The organism is Enterobacter cloacae complex sp. ECL352 (genome assembly GCF_020149545.1).
Taxonomy (GTDB): Bacteria; Pseudomonadota; Gammaproteobacteria; order Enterobacterales; family Enterobacteriaceae; genus Enterobacter; species Enterobacter asburiae_B.
Map to the genome: position 1 here is coordinate 2,949,425 of NZ_CP083709.1, position 16,908 is coordinate 2,966,332.

Consider the following 16,908-nt stretch of genomic DNA (forward strand, 5'->3'; position numbering starts at 1 on the left):
GAGGGCACCAGACCGCATCTAGCGCACTCCCTGTGCAATCCACGCCGACAGCTCCCGCAGCTCTTTTTCCTGCTCCGGGAAATCCCCAATCATCGTGTCGCATTCCTGCTGCAGCATATCTGCCCTGTACAAACAGCCCTGCAAACGTGCCGCCAGCGCCTCTAATGGTGCCGGGTTCAGGCTATCGGTAAACACCTGCGTGCGGGTGATATGGCCTTTCTCCACGTCAAAATGCAGCTCCACGCCGCCCCAGGTAAAACGCTCATCAAGCAGATGGGAAAACGCAGGAGCCTGACCGAAGTTCCATTCCCAGCTGCTCTGGCGGGCGAAGGTTTCGGCGAAGTTGGGCAGGTCCGGGGTTTTGTCAGGGGAGATGACTTCTGCTTCCACGCGCTCGCCGTAATGTTCAAAGAACGCGTCACGGATCGCATCGCAAATCTGCTCGTGCGTAATTCCCGGCAGCAGTTCCACCAGATTTGCCACGCGGCCGCGCACGGAGGTAATTCCTTTGGCCTGGAGCTTTTTCTTATCCGGATTCAGGTAGTTCGCCAGACGGCTCAGATCGGCGTTCAGCAACAGGGTGCCGTGGTGGAACCCGCGATCCATCGTTTCGCGGTAGGCGGAGCCGGAGACCTTCCGGTCGCCCTCGGGGGTTTTCACCACCAGATCGTTACGCCCGGACGCTTCCGCCGTTACGCCGAGTGAATTGAGCGCGTTGAGGACGATGGACGTTGAGATGGTTTTGTCGTATTCCGGTTTGCCCGCCATAAAGGTAAAGCAGGTATTGCCCAGATCGTGAAACACCGCGCCGCCGCCGCTGCTGCGGCGCGCGAGACGGACGTTGTCCTCTTCCATACGCCGCGTATTGCACTCTTTCCACGGGTTTTGCGCGCGGCCGATGACCACCGTATCGGCGTTCCGCCAGAGAAACAGTACGCGCTGGGTGGCGGGCATCTGGCGGAAGATGCACTCTTCTACCGCGAGATTAAACCAGGGATCGTAAGAGTCAGAGATAAGCAGGCGTAACGTCGTCATGGCAAAGTTCCTTTTCCGAATCGTTCGCCTACTTTATCACTAATCTTTCTTCTCGCTCTCTTCGTCTTCGGGGACGGAGTTGCTGGCGGTCAGCAGGAACGGGGATTGCTGCCAGCGCGAGCGCTTGCCGCGAAGCAGGGTGCGCGCCAGCACAACGCCGATGGCGAGTGAAAGCAGCAGCATCAGGCGCAGAATATTGGTGGTATTATCGACCTGTTTGGCTTCAGTAGGCAGGGTGTGGGTATCGAGGGTCAGGCGCAGATAGCCCAGCGGGCCATTCTTCCCCTGAATAGGTTCGACAATCTGCTGGTTAAAGTAGCCCCCGGCTTTTTTCCCGTCCAGCGCCAGCCTGTCGCGCACGTCGACGTGTTCGCCAGCGCGGGCAATCAGGTTGCCTTGCTCATCATAGACGCCGGCATCAAGAATGCGGCTATTCTCCGTGAGCAGGCGTAAAACCTGGCCTATCCGCTTCTCGTCCGGCGTTTCGGTACGCATGGACGGCGCGACGTTGAGCGTCACCTGGCGTGCCAGCGTGCGGGCCAGCTCTTCAAACTGCGGGTTGCGTTGCCGTTGATGGTTCTGGCTAAACCACGATGCCCCTTGCATCAGCACCACTAATAGTGCGAGACAGGAAAGGACAATCACGGCGCGATGGAGCCGGAATTTCAGTTTTGCGCGAGCCATATTCCACCTGCTGAAAATTTACGGCTTAATGTTGCCAGAAGTGATGGTTACAGGGTAGCCTCATGCGTTATTTTCCCTCTGCAACCTTCCGGCGCGAACGAAATTACAGGAGCTTTAATGCCGAACATTACCTGGTGTGACCTGCCAACGGATGTCTCTTTATGGCCAGGATTGCCGCTCTCTTTAAGTGGCGATGAGGTGATGCCTCTGGATTACCACGCCGGTCGTAGCGGCTGGCTCCTCTACGGACGCGGTCTGGATAAGCAACGCCTGACCCAGTATCAAAGCAAGCTGGGTGCGGCAATGGTCATCGTCGCCGCCTGGTGCGTGGAAGACTACCAGGTTATTCGCCTGGCGGGTTCCCTGACGCAGCGCGCAACGCGTCTGGCGCATGACGCCGGGCTGGACGTCGCGCCGCTGGGTAAAATTCCGCATCTGAAAACCCCGGGCCTGCTGGTCATGGACATGGATTCTACGGCGATCCAGATCGAGTGTATTGACGAGATTGCGAAGCTGGCGGGCAGCGGCGAGCTGGTGGCGGAAGTCACCGAACGTGCGATGCGCGGCGAGCTGGACTTCACCGCCAGCCTGCGCCAGCGCGTGGCGACCCTGAAAGGGGCCGACGCCAACATTCTGCGCCAGGTGCGCGACGTGCTGCCGCTGATGCCAGGGCTGACGCAGCTGGTGCTGAAGCTGCAGTCCCTCGGCTGGAAGGTGGCGATCGCCTCCGGTGGCTTCACCTTCTTCGCGGATTACCTGCGGGAAAAACTGCATCTGACCACCGTGGTGGCCAATGAGCTGGAGATCATGGACGGCAAGCTGACCGGCCAGGTGATTGGCGATATCGTAGATGCCCAGTACAAAGCCAATACGCTGACGCGTCTGGCGGAAAAATATGAAATTCCGGTTGTCCAGACCGTCGCCATCGGCGATGGCGCGAACGACCTGCCGATGATCAAAGCCGCCGGTCTGGGCATTGCCTACCATGCCAAGCCAAAAGTGAATGAAAAGACGGAAGTCACTATCCGTCACGCTGACCTGATGGGGGTGTTCTGCATTCTCTCCGGCAGCATTAATCAGAAATAACGGTCTGCTTTGTAGGCCGGGTAAGCGTAAGCGCCACCCGGCACGCAGGCCGCACAGAAATAACGAGGTAAACCGTGGCGAAAGCTCCAAAACGCGCATTTGTCTGTAATGAATGTGGTGCGGATTATCCGCGCTGGCAGGGGCAATGCAGCGCCTGTCATGCCTGGAACACCATCACCGAAGTGCGTGGTGTGGCGGCTTCGCCGAGCGTGGCGCGCAATGAGCGCCTGAGCGGCTATGCCGGTAACGCGGGCGTGGCGAAGGTGCAAAAACTTTCGGACATCAGCCTCGAAGAGCTGCCGCGCTTCTCCACCGGGTTCAAAGAGTTTGACCGCGTGCTCGGCGGCGGCGTGGTGCCGGGTAGCGCGATCCTGATCGGCGGTAACCCGGGCGCGGGTAAATCGACCCTGCTGCTGCAAACGCTCTGCAAGCTTGCCGAACAGATGAAAACCCTGTACGTCACGGGCGAAGAGTCTCTGCAGCAGGTGGCGATGCGCGCGCACCGTCTGGGCCTGCCGACCGGCAACCTGAACATGCTCTCCGAAACCAGCATCGAGCAGATCTGCATGATTGCCGAAGAAGAGCAGCCGAAGCTGATGGTGATCGACTCCATCCAGGTGATGCACATGGCGGACATTCAGTCCTCGCCGGGCAGCGTCGCGCAGGTGCGTGAAACCGCGGCTTACCTGACGCGCTTTGCCAAAACGCGCGGCGTGGCGATTGTGATGGTCGGCCACGTGACCAAAGACGGCTCGCTGGCCGGACCGAAGGTGCTTGAACACTGTATCGACTGCTCCGTGATGCTCGACGGCGACGCGGATTCCCGTTTCCGTACCCTGCGCAGCCACAAGAACCGCTTTGGGGCGGTGAATGAACTGGGCGTGTTTGCCATGACCGAACAAGGGCTGCGCGAAGTCAGCAACCCGTCGGCCATCTTCCTGAGCCGTGGCGATGAGATCACCTCCGGTAGCTCGGTGATGGTGCTGTGGGAAGGGACGCGCCCGCTGCTTGTCGAAATTCAGGCGCTGGTGGACGTGTCGATGATGGGCAACCCGCGGCGCGTGGCGGTCGGTCTGGAACAGAACCGTCTGGCGATCCTGCTGGCGGTGCTGCACCGCCACGGCGGGCTGCAGATGGCGGATCAGGACGTCTTCGTTAACGTGGTCGGTGGCGTCAAAGTCACGGAGACCAGCGCAGACCTGGCGCTGCTGCTGGCGATGGTCTCCAGCCTGCGAGACAGACCGCTTCCGCAGGATCTGGTGGTCTTCGGCGAAGTGGGCCTCGCCGGGGAAATCCGTCCGGTACCCAGCGGCCAGGAGCGTATCTCCGAGGCGGCAAAACACGGTTTCCGCCGGGCGATAGTTCCAGCCGCCAACGTGCCGAAAAAGATCCCGGAAGGGATGCAGGTATTTGGCGTGAAAAAACTCGCAGATGCGTTAAATGTCTTTGACGACTTATAATTACGTAAATTTGATTTTGCAGGAGGCACCGTAATTTATGTCATCATTTGACTACATCAAGACCGCAATCCGCCAGAAGGGCTGCACGCTGCAGCAGGTGGCGGACGCCAGCGGTATGACCAAAGGCTACCTGAGCCAGCTGCTGAACGCCAAAATCAAAAGCCCCAGCGCGCAGAAGCTCGAAGCGCTGCACCGCTTTCTGGGGCTGGAGTTCCCGCGTATGCAAAAGAACATCGGCGTGGTGTTCGGCAAGTTTTACCCTCTGCATACCGGACATATCTATCTGATCCAGCGCGCCTGTAGCCAGGTTGACGAGCTGCACATCATCATGGGCTACGACGAAACCCGTGACCGTCAGCTGTTTGAAGACAGCGCCATGTCGCAGCAGCCGACCGTGCCGGACCGCCTGCGCTGGCTGCTCCAGACATTTAAGTACCAGAAAAATATTCGTATTCATGCCTTTAACGAAGAGGGCATGGAGCCGTATCCGCACGGCTGGGACGTGTGGAGCAACGGCATCAAAGCGTTTATGGAAGAGAAGGGCATTGCGCCTAACTGGATCTACACCTCTGAAGAGTCCGACGCGCCGCAGTTCCGCGAGCATCTGGGCATCGAGACGGTGCTGATCGACCCGAAACGCACCTTTATGAACATCAGCGGGGCGCAGATCCGCGAAAACCCGTTCCGCTACTGGGATTACATCCCGACTGAGGTGAAGCCGTTCTTCGTGCGTACCGTCGCGATCCTGGGCGGCGAGTCGAGCGGTAAATCAACGCTGGTCAACAAGCTGGCGAACATCTTCAACACCACCAGCGCGTGGGAGTACGGCCGCGATTATGTCTTCTCGCACCTTGGCGGCGACGAGATGGCGCTGCAGTATTCCGACTATGACAAAATCGCGCTCGGACATGCCCAGTACATTGATTTTGCGGTCAAATACGCCAACAAAGTGGCGTTTATCGATACCGATTTCGTGACCACACAGGCGTTCTGTAAAAAATACGAAGGGCGCGAGCACCCGTTCGTGCAGGCGCTGATTGACGAATACCGCTTTGACCTGGTGATCCTGCTGGAAAACAACACCCCGTGGGTGGCCGACGGCATGCGCAGCCTCGGCAGCTCCGTGGACAGGCGAGAGTTTCAGACCATGCTGGTGGAGATGCTCAATGAGAACAACGTTGAGTTTGTCCATGTGGAAGAGTCTGACTACGACTCCCGTTTCCTGCGCTGCGTCGAGCTGGTGAAGGAGATGATGGGGGAGCAGGGGTAAAAACTTACCCCTCACCCTAACCCTCTCCCAAAGGGAGAGGTGACTTTAACCTCCCTCTCCCTGTGGGAGAGGGCCGGGGTGAGGGCATCAAGCCACTCAGAACTCAACCACCACTTTCCCCCGCATATGTCCCTCCAGCACTTTACGGTGCGCCTCGGTAATGCTTTCCACGCTCAGCCCGTGCAGCGTTTCGCTGAGCGAACTTTCAACCACGCCGTTATCCACCAGTTTTGCCACCTCATTGAGGATCTCCCCCTGACGCGCCATATCCGCGGTCTGGTACATGCTGCGGGTGTACATAAACTCCCAGTGCAGGGCGGCGGATTTGGACTTCAGCTTGTCCTGGTTCAGCGGACGTTCATTTTCAACGATGGAACAGATATGCCCCTGCGGCGCAATCAGTTCGCTGACCGCATCCCAGTGCCCGTCGGTGTCGTTGAGGATGAAAATGTAATCCACAAAGGTGAGCCCCTGTTTCGCCAGCTCGCCTTTCAGATCGCGGTAGTTGACGACAATATCAGCCCCGCGATCGCGGCACCACCGGGCGGAATCTTCTCGTGAAGCCGTTGCGACGATCTTCACCTTGCTGTTGTGCTTCGCAAAGGGGATCGCCAGCGATCCCACGCCGCCCGCGCCGCCGATGATCAGCAGCGTTTTGTCCGCCCCGGCATCCTGAATGTTCAGGCGTTCAAACAGACCTTCCCACGCGGTGAGAGCGGTCAACGGCAGTGCAGCGGCAGCCGCCCAGCCGAGGCTGGCAGGCTTGTGGCCGACTATGCGTGCATCAATCAGCTGGTGCGTGGTGTTGCTGCCCGGGCGGGTGATGTCGCCCGCGTACCAGACCTCGTCACCCGGCTTAAATCCGGTCACGCCAGCCCCCACCGCTTTGACGATCCCGCTGGCATCCCAGCCGAGGATGCGCGGCTCGTTCAGCCCGTTTTTAGCGATGCCCGCGTGGACTTTGGTATCGACCGGGTTAACGGAGACGGCCTTCACCTCTACCAGCAGATCGTGCTCGCCGGGCTGCGGCATTGGCGGGGTGATTTCAATGAAGATGGACGGATTTTCTGGGTTAACGGCAATAGCTTTAACAGACATGGTGTGTTCCTCAATAGCATGCGTTTTGTTGAGGCTAGTCTATAAAGTGGCCAGCTGCGTGATAAGATGGACAATCAAGAACTCAGCGTTCGTACAGGATGAACAATCATGTTTAAGCAGCTGCAGGATATGGCGCTGTTCGCGCTGGTGGCGGAGATGGGCAGCTTTACCGCTGCCGCGCAGAAAGCCGAACTGCCGAAATCCAGCGTTAGCCAGCGAATTAGCCAGCTGGAGCAGCAGGTGGGGATCCGCCTTCTGAACCGCACCACGCGCAGGATCAGCCTCACGTTTGCGGGCGAGCACTATCTGGTGCACTGTCGCGAGATGCTGGCGGCCAGCGAGCGGGCCGAGTACGCCATTCAGCGGCTGCGCGAAAATCCCAGCGGGCGGCTGCGGATCACCTGTCCGGCGGGAATTGGGGCGACGCTGCTGGCGCACATGAATGCCGAGTTTCAGCTTCGCTATCCTGACGTTTCGCTGGATGTGTCGATCTCTGATGACGTGGTGGATCTGGTCGAGGCCGGTTTTGACGTGGCGCTGCGCACCGGCAAGCCGCAGGACTCCTCCCTGATTGGCCGGATGATCGGGCACTGCCCGCGCTACATGCTGGCCTCACCGGACTATCTGGCGCGTCGGGATCCGCTGACGCATCCCCGTCAGCTGGTGGAGCACTGCTGTATCACGCACCGGGCGTGGTCGGAGTGGCTTCTGCGAAGCGAGAGCGAGGATTACCGCTACCTGCCGGATAACGCGCACATGACCGATAATCTTGTCTACGCCCGCGAATGTGCGATTGCAGGGGCGGGGATCACGCTGTTACCCGCATTTCTGCTGGAGGATAAGATCGAAAAGGGCGCGCTGGTACAGGTACTGCCGGAGTGGAATGTTGAAGGTAACGATCTGTGGCTGGCCTATCCGAGCCGCAAGCTGAATTCGCCCGCGCTAATGAGCTATATCGAGTTTGCAATGCAGTTTGATGAGGTGAAGCGGTATTACGTGGGCAAATAAAAAAAGCCGGGTGGCGGCTTCGCCTTACCCGGCCTACAAAGTGCGCAGCCTGATGCCCTCACCCTGGCCCTCTCCCACGGGGAGAGGGTACAAACATAAAAAACGGCAACCGAGGTTGCCGTTTTGCTTTTATTTCGAAATACGCTTGTACTTAATACGCTTCGGCTCCAGCGCGTCGGCGCCCAGCGTGCGTTTCTTGTACTCTTCGTATTCGGTGAAGTTACCTTCGAAGAACTCCACCTTACCTTCGTCCTGATAGTCCAGGATGTGGGTCGCGATACGGTCCAGGAACCAGCGGTCGTGCGAGATAACCATCGCACAGCCCGGGAACTCCAGCAGGGCGTTTTCCAGCGCGCGCAGGGTTTCGATATCCAGGTCGTTTGTTGGTTCATCGAGCAGCAGAACGTTACCGCCCACCTGCAGCAGCTTCGCCAGGTGCAGACGACCGCGCTCACCGCCGGACAGCTCGCCCACGCGTTTGCCCTGGTCGGTGCCTTTGAAGTTAAAGCGGCCAACATAGGCGCGGCTTGGCATCTCGGTGTTGCCGATACGCATGATATCCAGACCGCCGGAGACTTCTTCCCACACGGTTTTGCTGTTATCCATCGCGTCACGGAACTGGTCAACGGAGGCCAGCTTCACGGTTTCACCCAGGGTGATAGAGCCGCTGTCAGGCTGTTCCTGACCGGACATCATGCGGAACAGGGTCGATTTACCCGCGCCGTTCGGACCGATGATACCAACGATAGCGCCTTTCGGTACGGAGAAGGTCAGGTCGTCGATCAGCAGACGGTCGCCGTAGGATTTACGCAGGTTGGTAACTTCAACCACTTTATCCCCCAGACGTGCTCCAGGTGGAATAAACAGTTCGTTGGTTTCGTTACGTTTCTGGTATTCGGTGTTGTTCAGCTCTTCGAAGCGTGCCAGACGGGCTTTGCCCTTAGACTGACGGCCTTTCGCGCCCTGACGAACCCACTCTAGCTCTTTCTCGATAGACTTACGACGCGCCGCTTCCTGAGAAGCTTCCTGCGCCAGACGCTGATCTTTCTGCTCCAGCCAGGAAGAGTAGTTGCCTTCCCACGGAATGCCTTCACCGCGGTCCAGCTCCAGGATCCAGCCGGCGACGTTGTCGAGGAAGTAACGGTCGTGGGTAATCGCCACAACGGTGCCTTCGAAGTCGTGCAGGAAGCGTTCCAGCCACGCCACGGATTCTGCGTCCAGGTGGTTAGTCGGTTCGTCGAGCAGCAGCATGTCTGGTTTTTCCAGCAGCAGGCGGCACAGCGCCACGCGGCGGCGTTCACCCCCGGAGAGGTTCGCGATTTTCGCATCCCAGTCCGGCAGACGCAGGGCATCAGCCGCGCGCTCCAGCTGCACGTTCAGGTTGTGACCGTCGTGCGCCTGGATGATCTCTTCATACTTGCCCTGCTGCGCGGCCAGCTTGTCGAAGTCCGCATCCGGCTCAGCGTATTTGGCATACACTTCATCCAGACCTTTCAGCGCGTTAACCACTTCGGATACCGCTTCTTCAACGGATTCGCGAACGGTGTGTTCCGGGTTCAGCTGAGGTTCCTGCGGCAGGTAACCAATCTTGATGCCAGGCTGCGGACGGGCTTCACCTTCGATGTCTGTATCAATGCCGGCCATGATGCGCAGCAGGGTGGACTTACCGGCACCGTTGAGACCCAGAACACCGATTTTTGCGCCCGGGAAGAAGCTCAGCGAGATATTTTTAAGAATATGACGTTTCGGCGGGACAACTTTGCCGACACGATGCATGGTATAAACGAATTGAGCCACGTTGGACTTCGCCTCTTTTATCGTAATGAGAAGGAATTTCAGCCTCGAAGTGTAGCCTTTTTCACGTCCTAATCCCAGCCAGGAACGTCGGGAGTGTTAAAACGCGCAGGAAAGGTAAAAAAGTGTCCATGACGTGGCGCGTTGAAGGATGCCTGGTTAGCATAAGTTAATTAGACTTTAACGTGGCAAGACGCTGCAATTGACGAAAAAACAATGAGGAAGAGCTTGTGGAAAAAGCCAAACGGGTGGTCTGGCGTCTGCTGGCTGCCAGCGTATGCGTAATGGCGGTAAGCCAGGCGGTGCATGCCGATTCACTGGATGAACAACGTAACCGCTACGCCCAGATTAAACAGGCGTGGGACAACAAGCAGATGGATACCGTGCAGGCGCTGATGCCGACGCTAAAGGATTATCCGCTGTATCCGTATCTGGAGTATCGCCAGATAACCGACGATCTGATGAACCAGCCTACCGTCACCGTGAATAACTTCATTCAGGCGAACCCGACCCTGCCGCCTGCCAGAAATCTCCAGTCTCGTTTTGTGAATGAGCTGGCGCGTCGTGAAGACTGGCGCGGCCTGCTGGCGTTTAGCCCGGAAAAGCCGAACGCCACCGAAGCGCAGTGTAACTATTACTACGCAAAATGGGCGACCGGCCAGCAGGAAGAGGCCTGGACCGGAGCTAAAGAGCTCTGGCTGACCGGAAAAAACCAGCCGAACGCCTGTGATTCCCTGTTTAGCGCGTGGCGTGCTTCCGGCAAGCAGGATCCCCTGTCCTACCTTGAGCGCATCCGTCTGGCGATGAAAGCCGGTAACACGCGTCTGGTGACCACGCTGGCGGGGCAGATGCCGTCCGATTACCAGACGATCTCCACGGCGGTTATCTCACTGGCTAACGATCCAAACAGCGTCCTGACCTTTGCCCGCAGTACGGGCGCGACCGATTTTACCCGCCAGATGGCGGCGGTGGCCTTTGCCAGCGTGGCGCGTGACGATGTCGAAAACGCGCGGCTGATGATCCCGCAGCTGGTGCAGGCGCAGCAGCTCAATGAGGAGCAAACCCAGGAGCTGCGCGACATCGTGGCGTGGCGACTGATGGGCACCGATGTGACCGATGAACAGGCGCGCTGGCGTGACGATGCCATTATGCGTTCGAACTCCACGTCGCTGGTGGAACGCCGCGTGCGCATGGCGCTGGGCACGGGCGATCGCCGTGGGCTGAATACCTGGCTCGCGCGGTTGCCTATGGAGGCCAAAGAGAAAGACGAATGGCGCTACTGGCAGGCCGATCTGCTGATGGAGCGCGGTCGTGATGATGAGGCCAAAGAGATCCTCCATTCGCTGATGCAGCAGCGCGGATTTTACCCAATGGCTGCCGCGCAGCGTCTGGGCGAGGAATACACTTTCCGTATAGATAAAGCGCCTGCCAACGCGAACCCGGCGCTGACGCAGGGGCCTGAAATGGCGCGCGTTCGCGAGCTGATGTACTGGAATATGGATAACACCGCGCGCAGCGAGTGGGCGAATCTGGTGACCAGCCGCACCACCGATGAAAAAGCCCAGCTTGCCCGCTATGCGTTTGATAATCACTGGTGGGATCTCAGCGTGCAGGCGACGATCGCCGGCAAGCTTTGGGATCATCTGGAAGAGCGTTTCCCGCTGGCGTACAAAGATCTGTTCGATCGCTACACCAGCGGCAAAGATATCCCGCAAAGCTACGCGATGGCGATTGCCCGTCAGGAGAGCGCGTGGAACCCGAAAGTCCGTTCCCCGGTGGGCGCCAGCGGCCTGATGCAGATTATGCCGGGCACGGCGACGCACACGGTGAAGATGTTTAATATTCCGGGCTACAGCAGTCCGTCGCAGCTTCTGGATCCGGATACCAACATCAACATCGGTACCAGCTATCTCCAGTACGTGTATCAGCAGTTCGGCAATAACCGCATCTTCTCTTCTGCGGCGTATAACGCGGGTCCTGGGCGCGTGCGGACCTGGCTCGGCAACAGCGCCGGACGCATCGACGCCGTGGCTTTTGTGGAGAGCATTCCGTTCTCGGAAACGCGCGGCTACGTGAAGAACGTGCTGGCCTATGACGCTTACTATCGCTACTTCATGGGGCAGAAAGATACCCTGATGAGCGATGCCGAGTGGCAGAGACGTTACTGATCGGCGTGGGTTGTGTTATGCTGTACTCGCTAAAGAGTACAAGAGGCAGCATAACATGACCCAGCATTCCCCGTATTCCTCGGCAATGGCCGAACAACGTCATCTGGAGTGGCTTCGTTTTGTGGAGCTGCTGCGTCAGTCTTACGAACAGGATCTGCATTTACCCCTTATGCAGCTGATGCTCACGCCGGACGAGCGCGAGGCGCTGGGCACCCGCGTGCGGATCATTGAAGAGTTGCTGCGCGGGGAGATGAGCCAGCGCGAGCTGAAAAATGAGCTCGGCGCGGGTATTGCAACGATCACCCGAGGCTCGAACAGCCTGAAGTCGGCCCCGGTTGAGCTGCGCCAGTGGCTGGAAGCGGTATTGCTGAAAGACGCCGGATGACGGCTTTGCCTTATCCGGCCAAAAAACTTACCGATAAATCGCGTTATGGAACGGGCTTAATGCCAGAATCACGGCCTGGTGATAAACGCCTGAACGCGTCAGCGCGCCTGCGGTAAAGACGCCAATCGCCCCTTCTTTACGGCCAATCTCATCGATTCCGGTGTACTGCGACATCACTGGCCCGAGCGCTTCACCCGCACGGACTTTTTCCAGAATGATCTCCGGCAGCGGCAGGGTGGCCGAACGCGCTTCACCGCGCTGCTCGCGGCTTTCGATAACCACCCAGCTAAAGGTTGCGCCTTCGTCGATGCCTGCTTCAATCGCTACCCAAAAGTCAGCATTCGGTGCCGCGGCTTTAGCGTTTGCCACGCGATTTCGTGCGCCAGCGCGCGTTTCCTCGCTGCCAAACGGCTGTTCAGGAACGCCACTCTCGACGCCGATGGCCTCAATATGGCAGGATCCTGCGCCGAAGATCTCGTCAAATGCCCTTAGAATTGCCTGAATTTTGGCAGGATTAGTGGTAGCAGAGACAACATGGTGCATAATTAAGCTCGATTCAAAAAAAACTCATCGCAGTATAACGGAAAAAAAGCATGTTACAGGTATACCTTGTTCGCCACGGTGAAACGCAGTGGAACGCCGAGCGACGTATTCAAGGCCAGTCAGACAGTCCTCTCACCGAGAAGGGTGTGCAGCAAGCGTGGCAGGTGGCGGAACGCGCCAGAACGCTGGGCATTACCCACGTGATTACCAGCGATTTAGGTCGCACACAGCAGACGGCGCGCATCATCGCAGATGCCTGCGGCTGCGACGTCATGCTGGAGCCGCGCCTGCGCGAGCTGGATATGGGCGTGCTGGAGAAACGCCATATCGATACGCTGACGGAAGCGGAGGAGGGCTGGCGCCGCACGCTGGTGAACGGTACCGAAGATGGCCGTATTCCTGAAGGCGAGTCCATGCAGGAGCTTAGCGTACGCATGCATGCCGCGCTGGCGGAATGCCTGAAGCTGCCGGCGGGAAGCCGTCCGCTGCTGGTGAGTCACGGGATTGCGTTGGGTTGCCTGGTGAGCACCATTCTGGGGTTACCGGCTTACGCTGAGCGCCGTTTGCGCCTGCGCAACTGCTCCATTTCCCGGATTGATTATCAGGAAAGCGCGTGGCTGGCGTCGGGCTGGGTAGTAGAGATGGCAGGGGACATTTCGCATCTTGATGCCCCTGCGCTTGACGAACTGCAGCGTTAACGACGTATCGGAATCAAGAATTCCATACGCAGATTGATTGGGCCTTCTTCCGGCTTGGCATCCTGCGCCGGGTAGTAGCGCTCAATGTCCTGACCTTTACGGCGATTCAGATTCAGCATCGGCATGCAGGTTCCGTAAACGGTCAGGATAAACTCCTGAACCCCCGTTCCCAGCCCTTCATAGGCGAACATCACGTATTCGCCGCCTTCCAGCACGACTGGCTTCGAACCCTGAATATACCCATTGGCCATCTCTGGCGTCAGCGCGGTGGTGTAGAACACCTCCTGCTCGTCGTCTTTTTCCTGGCTTGGGTGCGTTTCGTTGAGGCCATACAGGATTGGCGGGATCGTCGGTGCGTGGCTCAGGAAGTCGCGCCAGAACTGGACGCGCATCTGATGACGGAACTCTGAAATCTGCTCCAGTGAACAGGAGTAGCTTTGTGTCGTGCCGATCAGATGGGTTTCAGGCAACGTGACAATTTCGTATTTCGGCATTGCGAATTCGCCCAGACGCAGCGGCGGACGCATGCCAAACGAGCTCCAGTCAGGCGAGCGACGATAAAGCGCTGGCGTCAACGAGAACTGTTTTTTAAAGGCGCGGGTGAAGGTCTGCTGTGAATCGAAACGATATTGCAGGGCAATATCCAGAATAGGCCGCGCGGTCAGGCGCAATGCCACAGCAGATTTTGATAAACGACGTGCGCGAATATAGGCCCCGATAGCATGACCGGTGACATCCTTGAACATCCTTTGCAGATGCCACTTGGAATAGCCTGCTTTAGCCGCCACATTATCCAGTGACAAAGGCTGGTCGAGATGACCTTCCAGCCAGGTGAGCAGGTCGCGAATAATTCCAGCCTGATCCATATACTATCCTCATCCTTAAAACAGCAGGTGCCTGATAACAGGTTAGCGGATAATAGCATTTTTTGATGTTTTAGCATTCAGTGTTTTTTTTGCGCATTCATGCTTTTTAGAGCACATTACAGGCAGATATATTCTAATCCTGTGATCTTGCTACATTTTTGTCTAAAGTGTTGAATAATCGCTCAGTGTAATTTTAAAGAATGGTAACAATATGAAATACAAGACTTTGATCTTCACCGCGTTGATGCTGATGGTCGGGCGCGTGGCGCAGGCAGAACAGATTGGCTCCGTCGATACCGTGTTCAAAATGTTCGGCCCGGACCACAAAATCGTGGTGGAGGCGTTTGACGATCCGGACGTGAAAAACGTCACCTGCTACGTCAGCCGCGCGAAAACCGGCGGTATCAAAGGCGGGCTGGGACTGGCGGAAGATACCTCCGATGCGGCGATTTCCTGTCAGCAGGTGGGGCCGGTTGAGTTGAGCGATAAAATTAAAAACGGCAAAGCGCAGGGCGACGTGGTGTTCCAGAAACGGACCTCACTGGTGTTCAAAAAGCTGCAGGTGGTGCGTTTCTATGATGCCAAACGCAACACCCTGGCGTACCTCGCCTATTCCGACAAAGTGGTGGAAGGCTCGCCGAAAAACGCGATCAGCGCGGTGCCGATTATGCCGTGGCATTAATTCAGGGATGAACTATGCAACAACCTGTGGTCTGGCTGGTTGAAGACGAAACCAGTATCGCCGATACGCTGATCTACATGCTTCAGCAGGAAGGATTCGCGGTAAAGGCGTTTGAACGCGGTTTACCCGTGCTGGAGGAGGCGCGGCGGCAGGCTCCGGCGCTCGCCATTCTGGACGTCGGGCTGCCGGATATCAGTGGATTTGAGCTTTGCCGCCAGCTGCTGGCGCAGCATCCCTCACTGCCCGTGCTGTTTCTGACGGCGCGCAGTGATGAGGTAGACAAGCTGCTTGGCCTGGAAATGGGGGCTGATGACTACGTTGCGAAACCTTTCTCCCCTCGTGAAGTCTGCGCCCGGGTGCGGACGATTTTACGGCGCATGCAGAAATCCGTCGCACCATCAGAAACGTTGCGTATCGGGCAGTTTGAACTGAACGAGCCTGCCGCGCGAATTAGCTGGTGCGGTGAAGCACTGCCCCTGACCCGCTATGAATTCTTGCTGCTCAAAACCTTGTTGCAGGCCCCCGGGCGGGTCTTTTCTCGTCAGCAGCTCATGGACAAGGTGTGGGGTGAAGACGGCGACAGTTTCGACCGTACCGTGGACACCCACATCAAAACCCTGCGCGCCAAGCTGCGGGCGGTGAACGAGGAACTGTCACCCATCAGCACCCATCGCGGTATGGGCTATAGCCTGGGGCTGTATTAATGCGCATTGGGATGCGTCTGCTGCTGGGGTATTTCCTGATCGTGGCCATCGCCGCGTGGTTCGTGCTGTCGATCTTTGTTCAGGAAGTGAAGCCCGGCGTGCGCAGGGCAACCGAGGGCACGTTAATCGATACCGCGACCCTGCTGGCTGAAATTGGGCGTGATGATTTGCTTTCGGGCCATGCGCAGCAGGGCAAACTGGCGCAGGCCTTTTCTCAGCTACATCAGCGCCCTTTCCGCGCCAATATCGGCGGGATCCATAAAGTGCGTAACGAGTACCACGTCTACATGACCGATGCGCAGGGCCGCGTCGTGTTTGATTCCGCCGGTCTGGCCGTGGGTCAAGATTACTCGCGCTGGAACGATGTCTGGCTGACGCTTCGCGGCGAATACGGCGCGCGCAGTACGCAAAGCCATCCCGACGATCCGGAGAGCACAGTGATGTATGTTGCCGCGCCGGTTGTGGAGCAGGGCAAGATTATCGGCGTGCTGTCGGTCGGGAAACCTAACAGCGCGATGGCTCCGGTTATCCATCGCAGCGAGCGGCGGATCCTGTGGGCAGGCGGGGCGCTGCTCGGCATTGCCCTGCTGATCGGTCTTCTCGTCGCCTGGTGGATCAATCGATCTATCGCGACGTTATCGCGCTATGCCGACTCGGTGACCACGGACACGCCTCTCCCGCTGCCTAATCCTGGCAGCAGCGAACTGCACAAGCTGGCCCTAGCGCTGGAAAATATGCGCATTCGCCTTGAGGGGAAAAACTACATTGAACACTATGTCCATGCGCTGACCCACGAGCTGAAAAGCCCCATCGCCGCCATACGCGGCGCGGCGGAAATTCTCGCCGAGCAGCCGCCGCCGCAGGTGGCCGCGCGGTTTATCGATAATATTCTGGTGCAAAACGCGCGTATGCAGTCGCTGGTTGAAAAACTGCTCACTCAGTCGCGTCTTGAAAATCGGGTCGAAATTACGCCTCAGATCGTCCGTGTCGACCTGCTGTTTACGCGTCTTGCCGACGCGCGCTCGGCGCTGTTGGCAGCAAAAGAGATTGTACTGACCCTTCAGCCCGCTTCGATTCATGTTGAAGGCGATCCCGACCTTCTCGAACAGGCACTCGGTAATTTACTGGATAACGCTATCGATTTTACGCCGCAGGGCGGCGCCATTGAACTGGCGGCCCGGGAAGAGCAGGGGCAGATACAGCTGATCGTCACCGACAGCGGAAGCGGGATCCCGGATTACGCGCTGGATCGTATTTTTGAACGCTTTTATTCTCTGCCGCGGGATAACGGGTTGAAGAGCAGCGGGCTCGGGCTGGCGTTTGTTCAGGAGGTGGCGCGTCTGCATCAGGGAGAGATTATATTGCGTAATCGTGATGAAGGTGGCGTGATGGCCACGCTGATACTTCACCGTCCCTTCACATAACTT

16 protein-coding genes are annotated in these 16,908 nt (G+C 57.9%); 10 read left to right on the forward strand and 6 right to left on the reverse strand.

Annotation, left to right across the window (positions count from 1 at the left end; all coding sequences use genetic code 11):
- Window positions 1-18 precede the first annotated feature (18 nt).
- Window positions 19-1,035 carry a lipoate--protein ligase LplA gene (gene lplA / locus LBF07_RS14380; RefSeq protein ID WP_094934490.1) on the reverse strand — a complete coding sequence of 339 codons (1,017 nt, stop codon included), beginning with the start codon at window positions 1,033-1,035 and terminating at the stop codon, window positions 19-21.
- Window positions 1,036-1,074: 39 nt separating this feature from the next.
- The gene (locus LBF07_RS14385; protein WP_033144581.1) at window positions 1,075-1,719 is read right to left on the reverse strand and encodes a YtjB family periplasmic protein; all 645 of its coding nucleotides are present in this window, start codon (window positions 1,717-1,719) and stop codon (window positions 1,075-1,077) included.
- A gap of 117 nt (window positions 1,720-1,836) precedes the next feature.
- On the opposite strand from LBF07_RS14385, the gene serB reads away from it, so the two are divergent.
- From serB to nadR, 3 genes are all read left to right on the forward strand, one after another.
- Entirely contained in the window at window positions 1,837-2,805 is a 969-nt protein-coding gene (serB, locus tag LBF07_RS14390) for a phosphoserine phosphatase (protein WP_023310325.1), read from the forward strand.
- Window positions 2,806-2,879: 74 nt separating this feature from the next.
- The gene (gene radA / locus LBF07_RS14395) at window positions 2,880-4,265 is read left to right on the forward strand and encodes a DNA repair protein RadA (protein WP_014068810.1); all 1,386 of its coding nucleotides are present in this window, start codon (window positions 2,880-2,882) and stop codon (window positions 4,263-4,265) included.
- Window positions 4,266-4,302: 37 nt separating this feature from the next.
- The gene (gene nadR, locus LBF07_RS14400) at window positions 4,303-5,535 is read left to right on the forward strand and encodes a multifunctional transcriptional regulator/nicotinamide-nucleotide adenylyltransferase/ribosylnicotinamide kinase NadR (protein ID WP_015572616.1); all 1,233 of its coding nucleotides are present in this window, start codon (window positions 4,303-4,305) and stop codon (window positions 5,533-5,535) included.
- Between the two features lie 96 nt (window positions 5,536-5,631).
- Here nadR and LBF07_RS14405 read toward each other — a convergent pair whose 3' ends face one another.
- Window positions 5,632-6,633: a zinc-binding alcohol dehydrogenase family protein gene (locus LBF07_RS14405; RefSeq protein WP_112778042.1), complete on the reverse strand. Its 1,002-nt coding sequence runs from the start codon at window positions 6,631-6,633 to the stop codon at window positions 5,632-5,634.
- Between the two features lie 108 nt (window positions 6,634-6,741).
- On the opposite strand from LBF07_RS14405, the gene LBF07_RS14410 reads away from it, so the two are divergent.
- Window positions 6,742-7,641 (forward strand): LysR family transcriptional regulator, encoded by a 900-nt coding sequence (locus LBF07_RS14410; RefSeq protein WP_094934492.1) that lies wholly within the window; start codon window positions 6,742-6,744, stop codon window positions 7,639-7,641.
- Between the two features lie 129 nt (window positions 7,642-7,770).
- Here LBF07_RS14410 and ettA read toward each other — a convergent pair whose 3' ends face one another.
- Window positions 7,771-9,438, reverse strand: coding sequence for an energy-dependent translational throttle protein EttA (gene ettA / locus LBF07_RS14415; RefSeq protein ID WP_047060206.1), 1,668 nt, complete (start codon window positions 9,436-9,438; stop codon window positions 7,771-7,773).
- A 227-nt stretch (window positions 9,439-9,665) separates the two neighbouring features.
- On the opposite strand from ettA, the gene sltY reads away from it, so the two are divergent.
- Window positions 9,666-11,603 carry a murein transglycosylase gene (sltY, locus tag LBF07_RS14420; RefSeq protein WP_094934493.1) on the forward strand — a complete coding sequence of 646 codons (1,938 nt, stop codon included), beginning with the start codon at window positions 9,666-9,668 and terminating at the stop codon, window positions 11,601-11,603.
- Window positions 11,604-11,658: 55 nt separating this feature from the next.
- Window positions 11,659-11,988, forward strand: a complete 330-nt coding sequence (gene trpR / locus LBF07_RS14425) for a trp operon repressor (RefSeq protein WP_039260875.1) — start codon at window positions 11,659-11,661, stop codon at window positions 11,986-11,988.
- A gap of 27 nt (window positions 11,989-12,015) precedes the next feature.
- Here trpR and yjjX read toward each other — a convergent pair whose 3' ends face one another.
- The gene (gene yjjX, locus LBF07_RS14430) at window positions 12,016-12,531 is read right to left on the reverse strand and encodes an inosine/xanthosine triphosphatase (RefSeq protein ID WP_023334447.1); all 516 of its coding nucleotides are present in this window, start codon (window positions 12,529-12,531) and stop codon (window positions 12,016-12,018) included.
- Between the two features lie 50 nt (window positions 12,532-12,581).
- On the opposite strand from yjjX, the gene gpmB reads away from it, so the two are divergent.
- Entirely contained in the window at window positions 12,582-13,229 is a 648-nt protein-coding gene (gene gpmB, locus LBF07_RS14435) for a 2,3-diphosphoglycerate-dependent phosphoglycerate mutase GpmB (protein WP_023310332.1), read from the forward strand.
- Here gpmB and robA read toward each other — a convergent pair.
- On the reverse strand, window positions 13,226-14,095 hold the full coding sequence (gene robA, locus LBF07_RS14440) for an MDR efflux pump AcrAB transcriptional activator RobA (protein ID WP_033144587.1): 870 nt from the start codon (window positions 14,093-14,095) through the stop codon (window positions 13,226-13,228). The two genes, gpmB and robA, sit on opposite strands and share 4 nt — an antisense overlap.
- 211 nt (window positions 14,096-14,306) lie before the next feature.
- Here robA and creA point away from each other — a divergent pair, with 211 nt between their 5' ends.
- The 3 genes from creA to creC are packed head-to-tail and all read left to right on the forward strand — an operon-like array spanning window position 14,307 to window position 16,905.
- On the forward strand, window positions 14,307-14,777 hold the full coding sequence (gene creA, locus LBF07_RS14445; protein WP_023334448.1) for a protein CreA: 471 nt from the start codon (window positions 14,307-14,309) through the stop codon (window positions 14,775-14,777).
- A gap of 14 nt (window positions 14,778-14,791) precedes the next feature.
- Window positions 14,792-15,481, forward strand: a complete 690-nt coding sequence (gene creB, locus LBF07_RS14450) for a two-component system response regulator CreB (protein ID WP_112778041.1) — start codon at window positions 14,792-14,794, stop codon at window positions 15,479-15,481.
- Complete coding sequence (creC, locus tag LBF07_RS14455) at window positions 15,481-16,905, forward strand: two-component system sensor histidine kinase CreC (protein ID WP_094934495.1); 1,425 nt, start codon at window positions 15,481-15,483, stop codon at window positions 16,903-16,905. Before creB ends, creC begins: the two co-directional genes overlap by 1 nt.
- Window positions 16,906-16,908: the final 3 nt, after the last annotated feature.

What these genes read in the sequence shown, in the direction of transcription:
- robA (WP_033144587.1), bottom strand. Translation starts at nt 14,095, where the DNA reads ATGGATCAGGCTGGAATTATTCGCGACCTGCTCACCTGGCTGGAAGGT.
- lplA (WP_094934490.1), bottom strand. Translation starts at nt 1,035, where the DNA reads ATGACGACGTTACGCCTGCTTATCTCTGACTCTTACGATCCCTGGTTT.
- LBF07_RS14410 (WP_094934492.1), top strand. Translation starts at nt 6,742, where the DNA reads ATGTTTAAGCAGCTGCAGGATATGGCGCTGTTCGCGCTGGTGGCGGAG.
- LBF07_RS14385 (WP_033144581.1), bottom strand. Translation starts at nt 1,719, where the DNA reads ATGGCTCGCGCAAAACTGAAATTCCGGCTCCATCGCGCCGTGATTGTC.
- nadR (WP_015572616.1), top strand. Translation starts at nt 4,303, where the DNA reads ATGTCATCATTTGACTACATCAAGACCGCAATCCGCCAGAAGGGCTGC.
- creB (WP_112778041.1), top strand. Translation starts at nt 14,792, where the DNA reads ATGCAACAACCTGTGGTCTGGCTGGTTGAAGACGAAACCAGTATCGCC.
- gpmB (WP_023310332.1), top strand. Translation starts at nt 12,582, where the DNA reads ATGTTACAGGTATACCTTGTTCGCCACGGTGAAACGCAGTGGAACGCC.
- creC (WP_094934495.1), top strand. Translation starts at nt 15,481, where the DNA reads ATGCGCATTGGGATGCGTCTGCTGCTGGGGTATTTCCTGATCGTGGCC.
- yjjX (WP_023334447.1), bottom strand. Translation starts at nt 12,531, where the DNA reads ATGCACCATGTTGTCTCTGCTACCACTAATCCTGCCAAAATTCAGGCA.
- trpR (WP_039260875.1), top strand. Translation starts at nt 11,659, where the DNA reads ATGACCCAGCATTCCCCGTATTCCTCGGCAATGGCCGAACAACGTCAT.
- serB (WP_023310325.1), top strand. Translation starts at nt 1,837, where the DNA reads ATGCCGAACATTACCTGGTGTGACCTGCCAACGGATGTCTCTTTATGG.
- LBF07_RS14405 (WP_112778042.1), bottom strand. Translation starts at nt 6,633, where the DNA reads ATGTCTGTTAAAGCTATTGCCGTTAACCCAGAAAATCCGTCCATCTTC.
- creA (WP_023334448.1), top strand. Translation starts at nt 14,307, where the DNA reads ATGAAATACAAGACTTTGATCTTCACCGCGTTGATGCTGATGGTCGGG.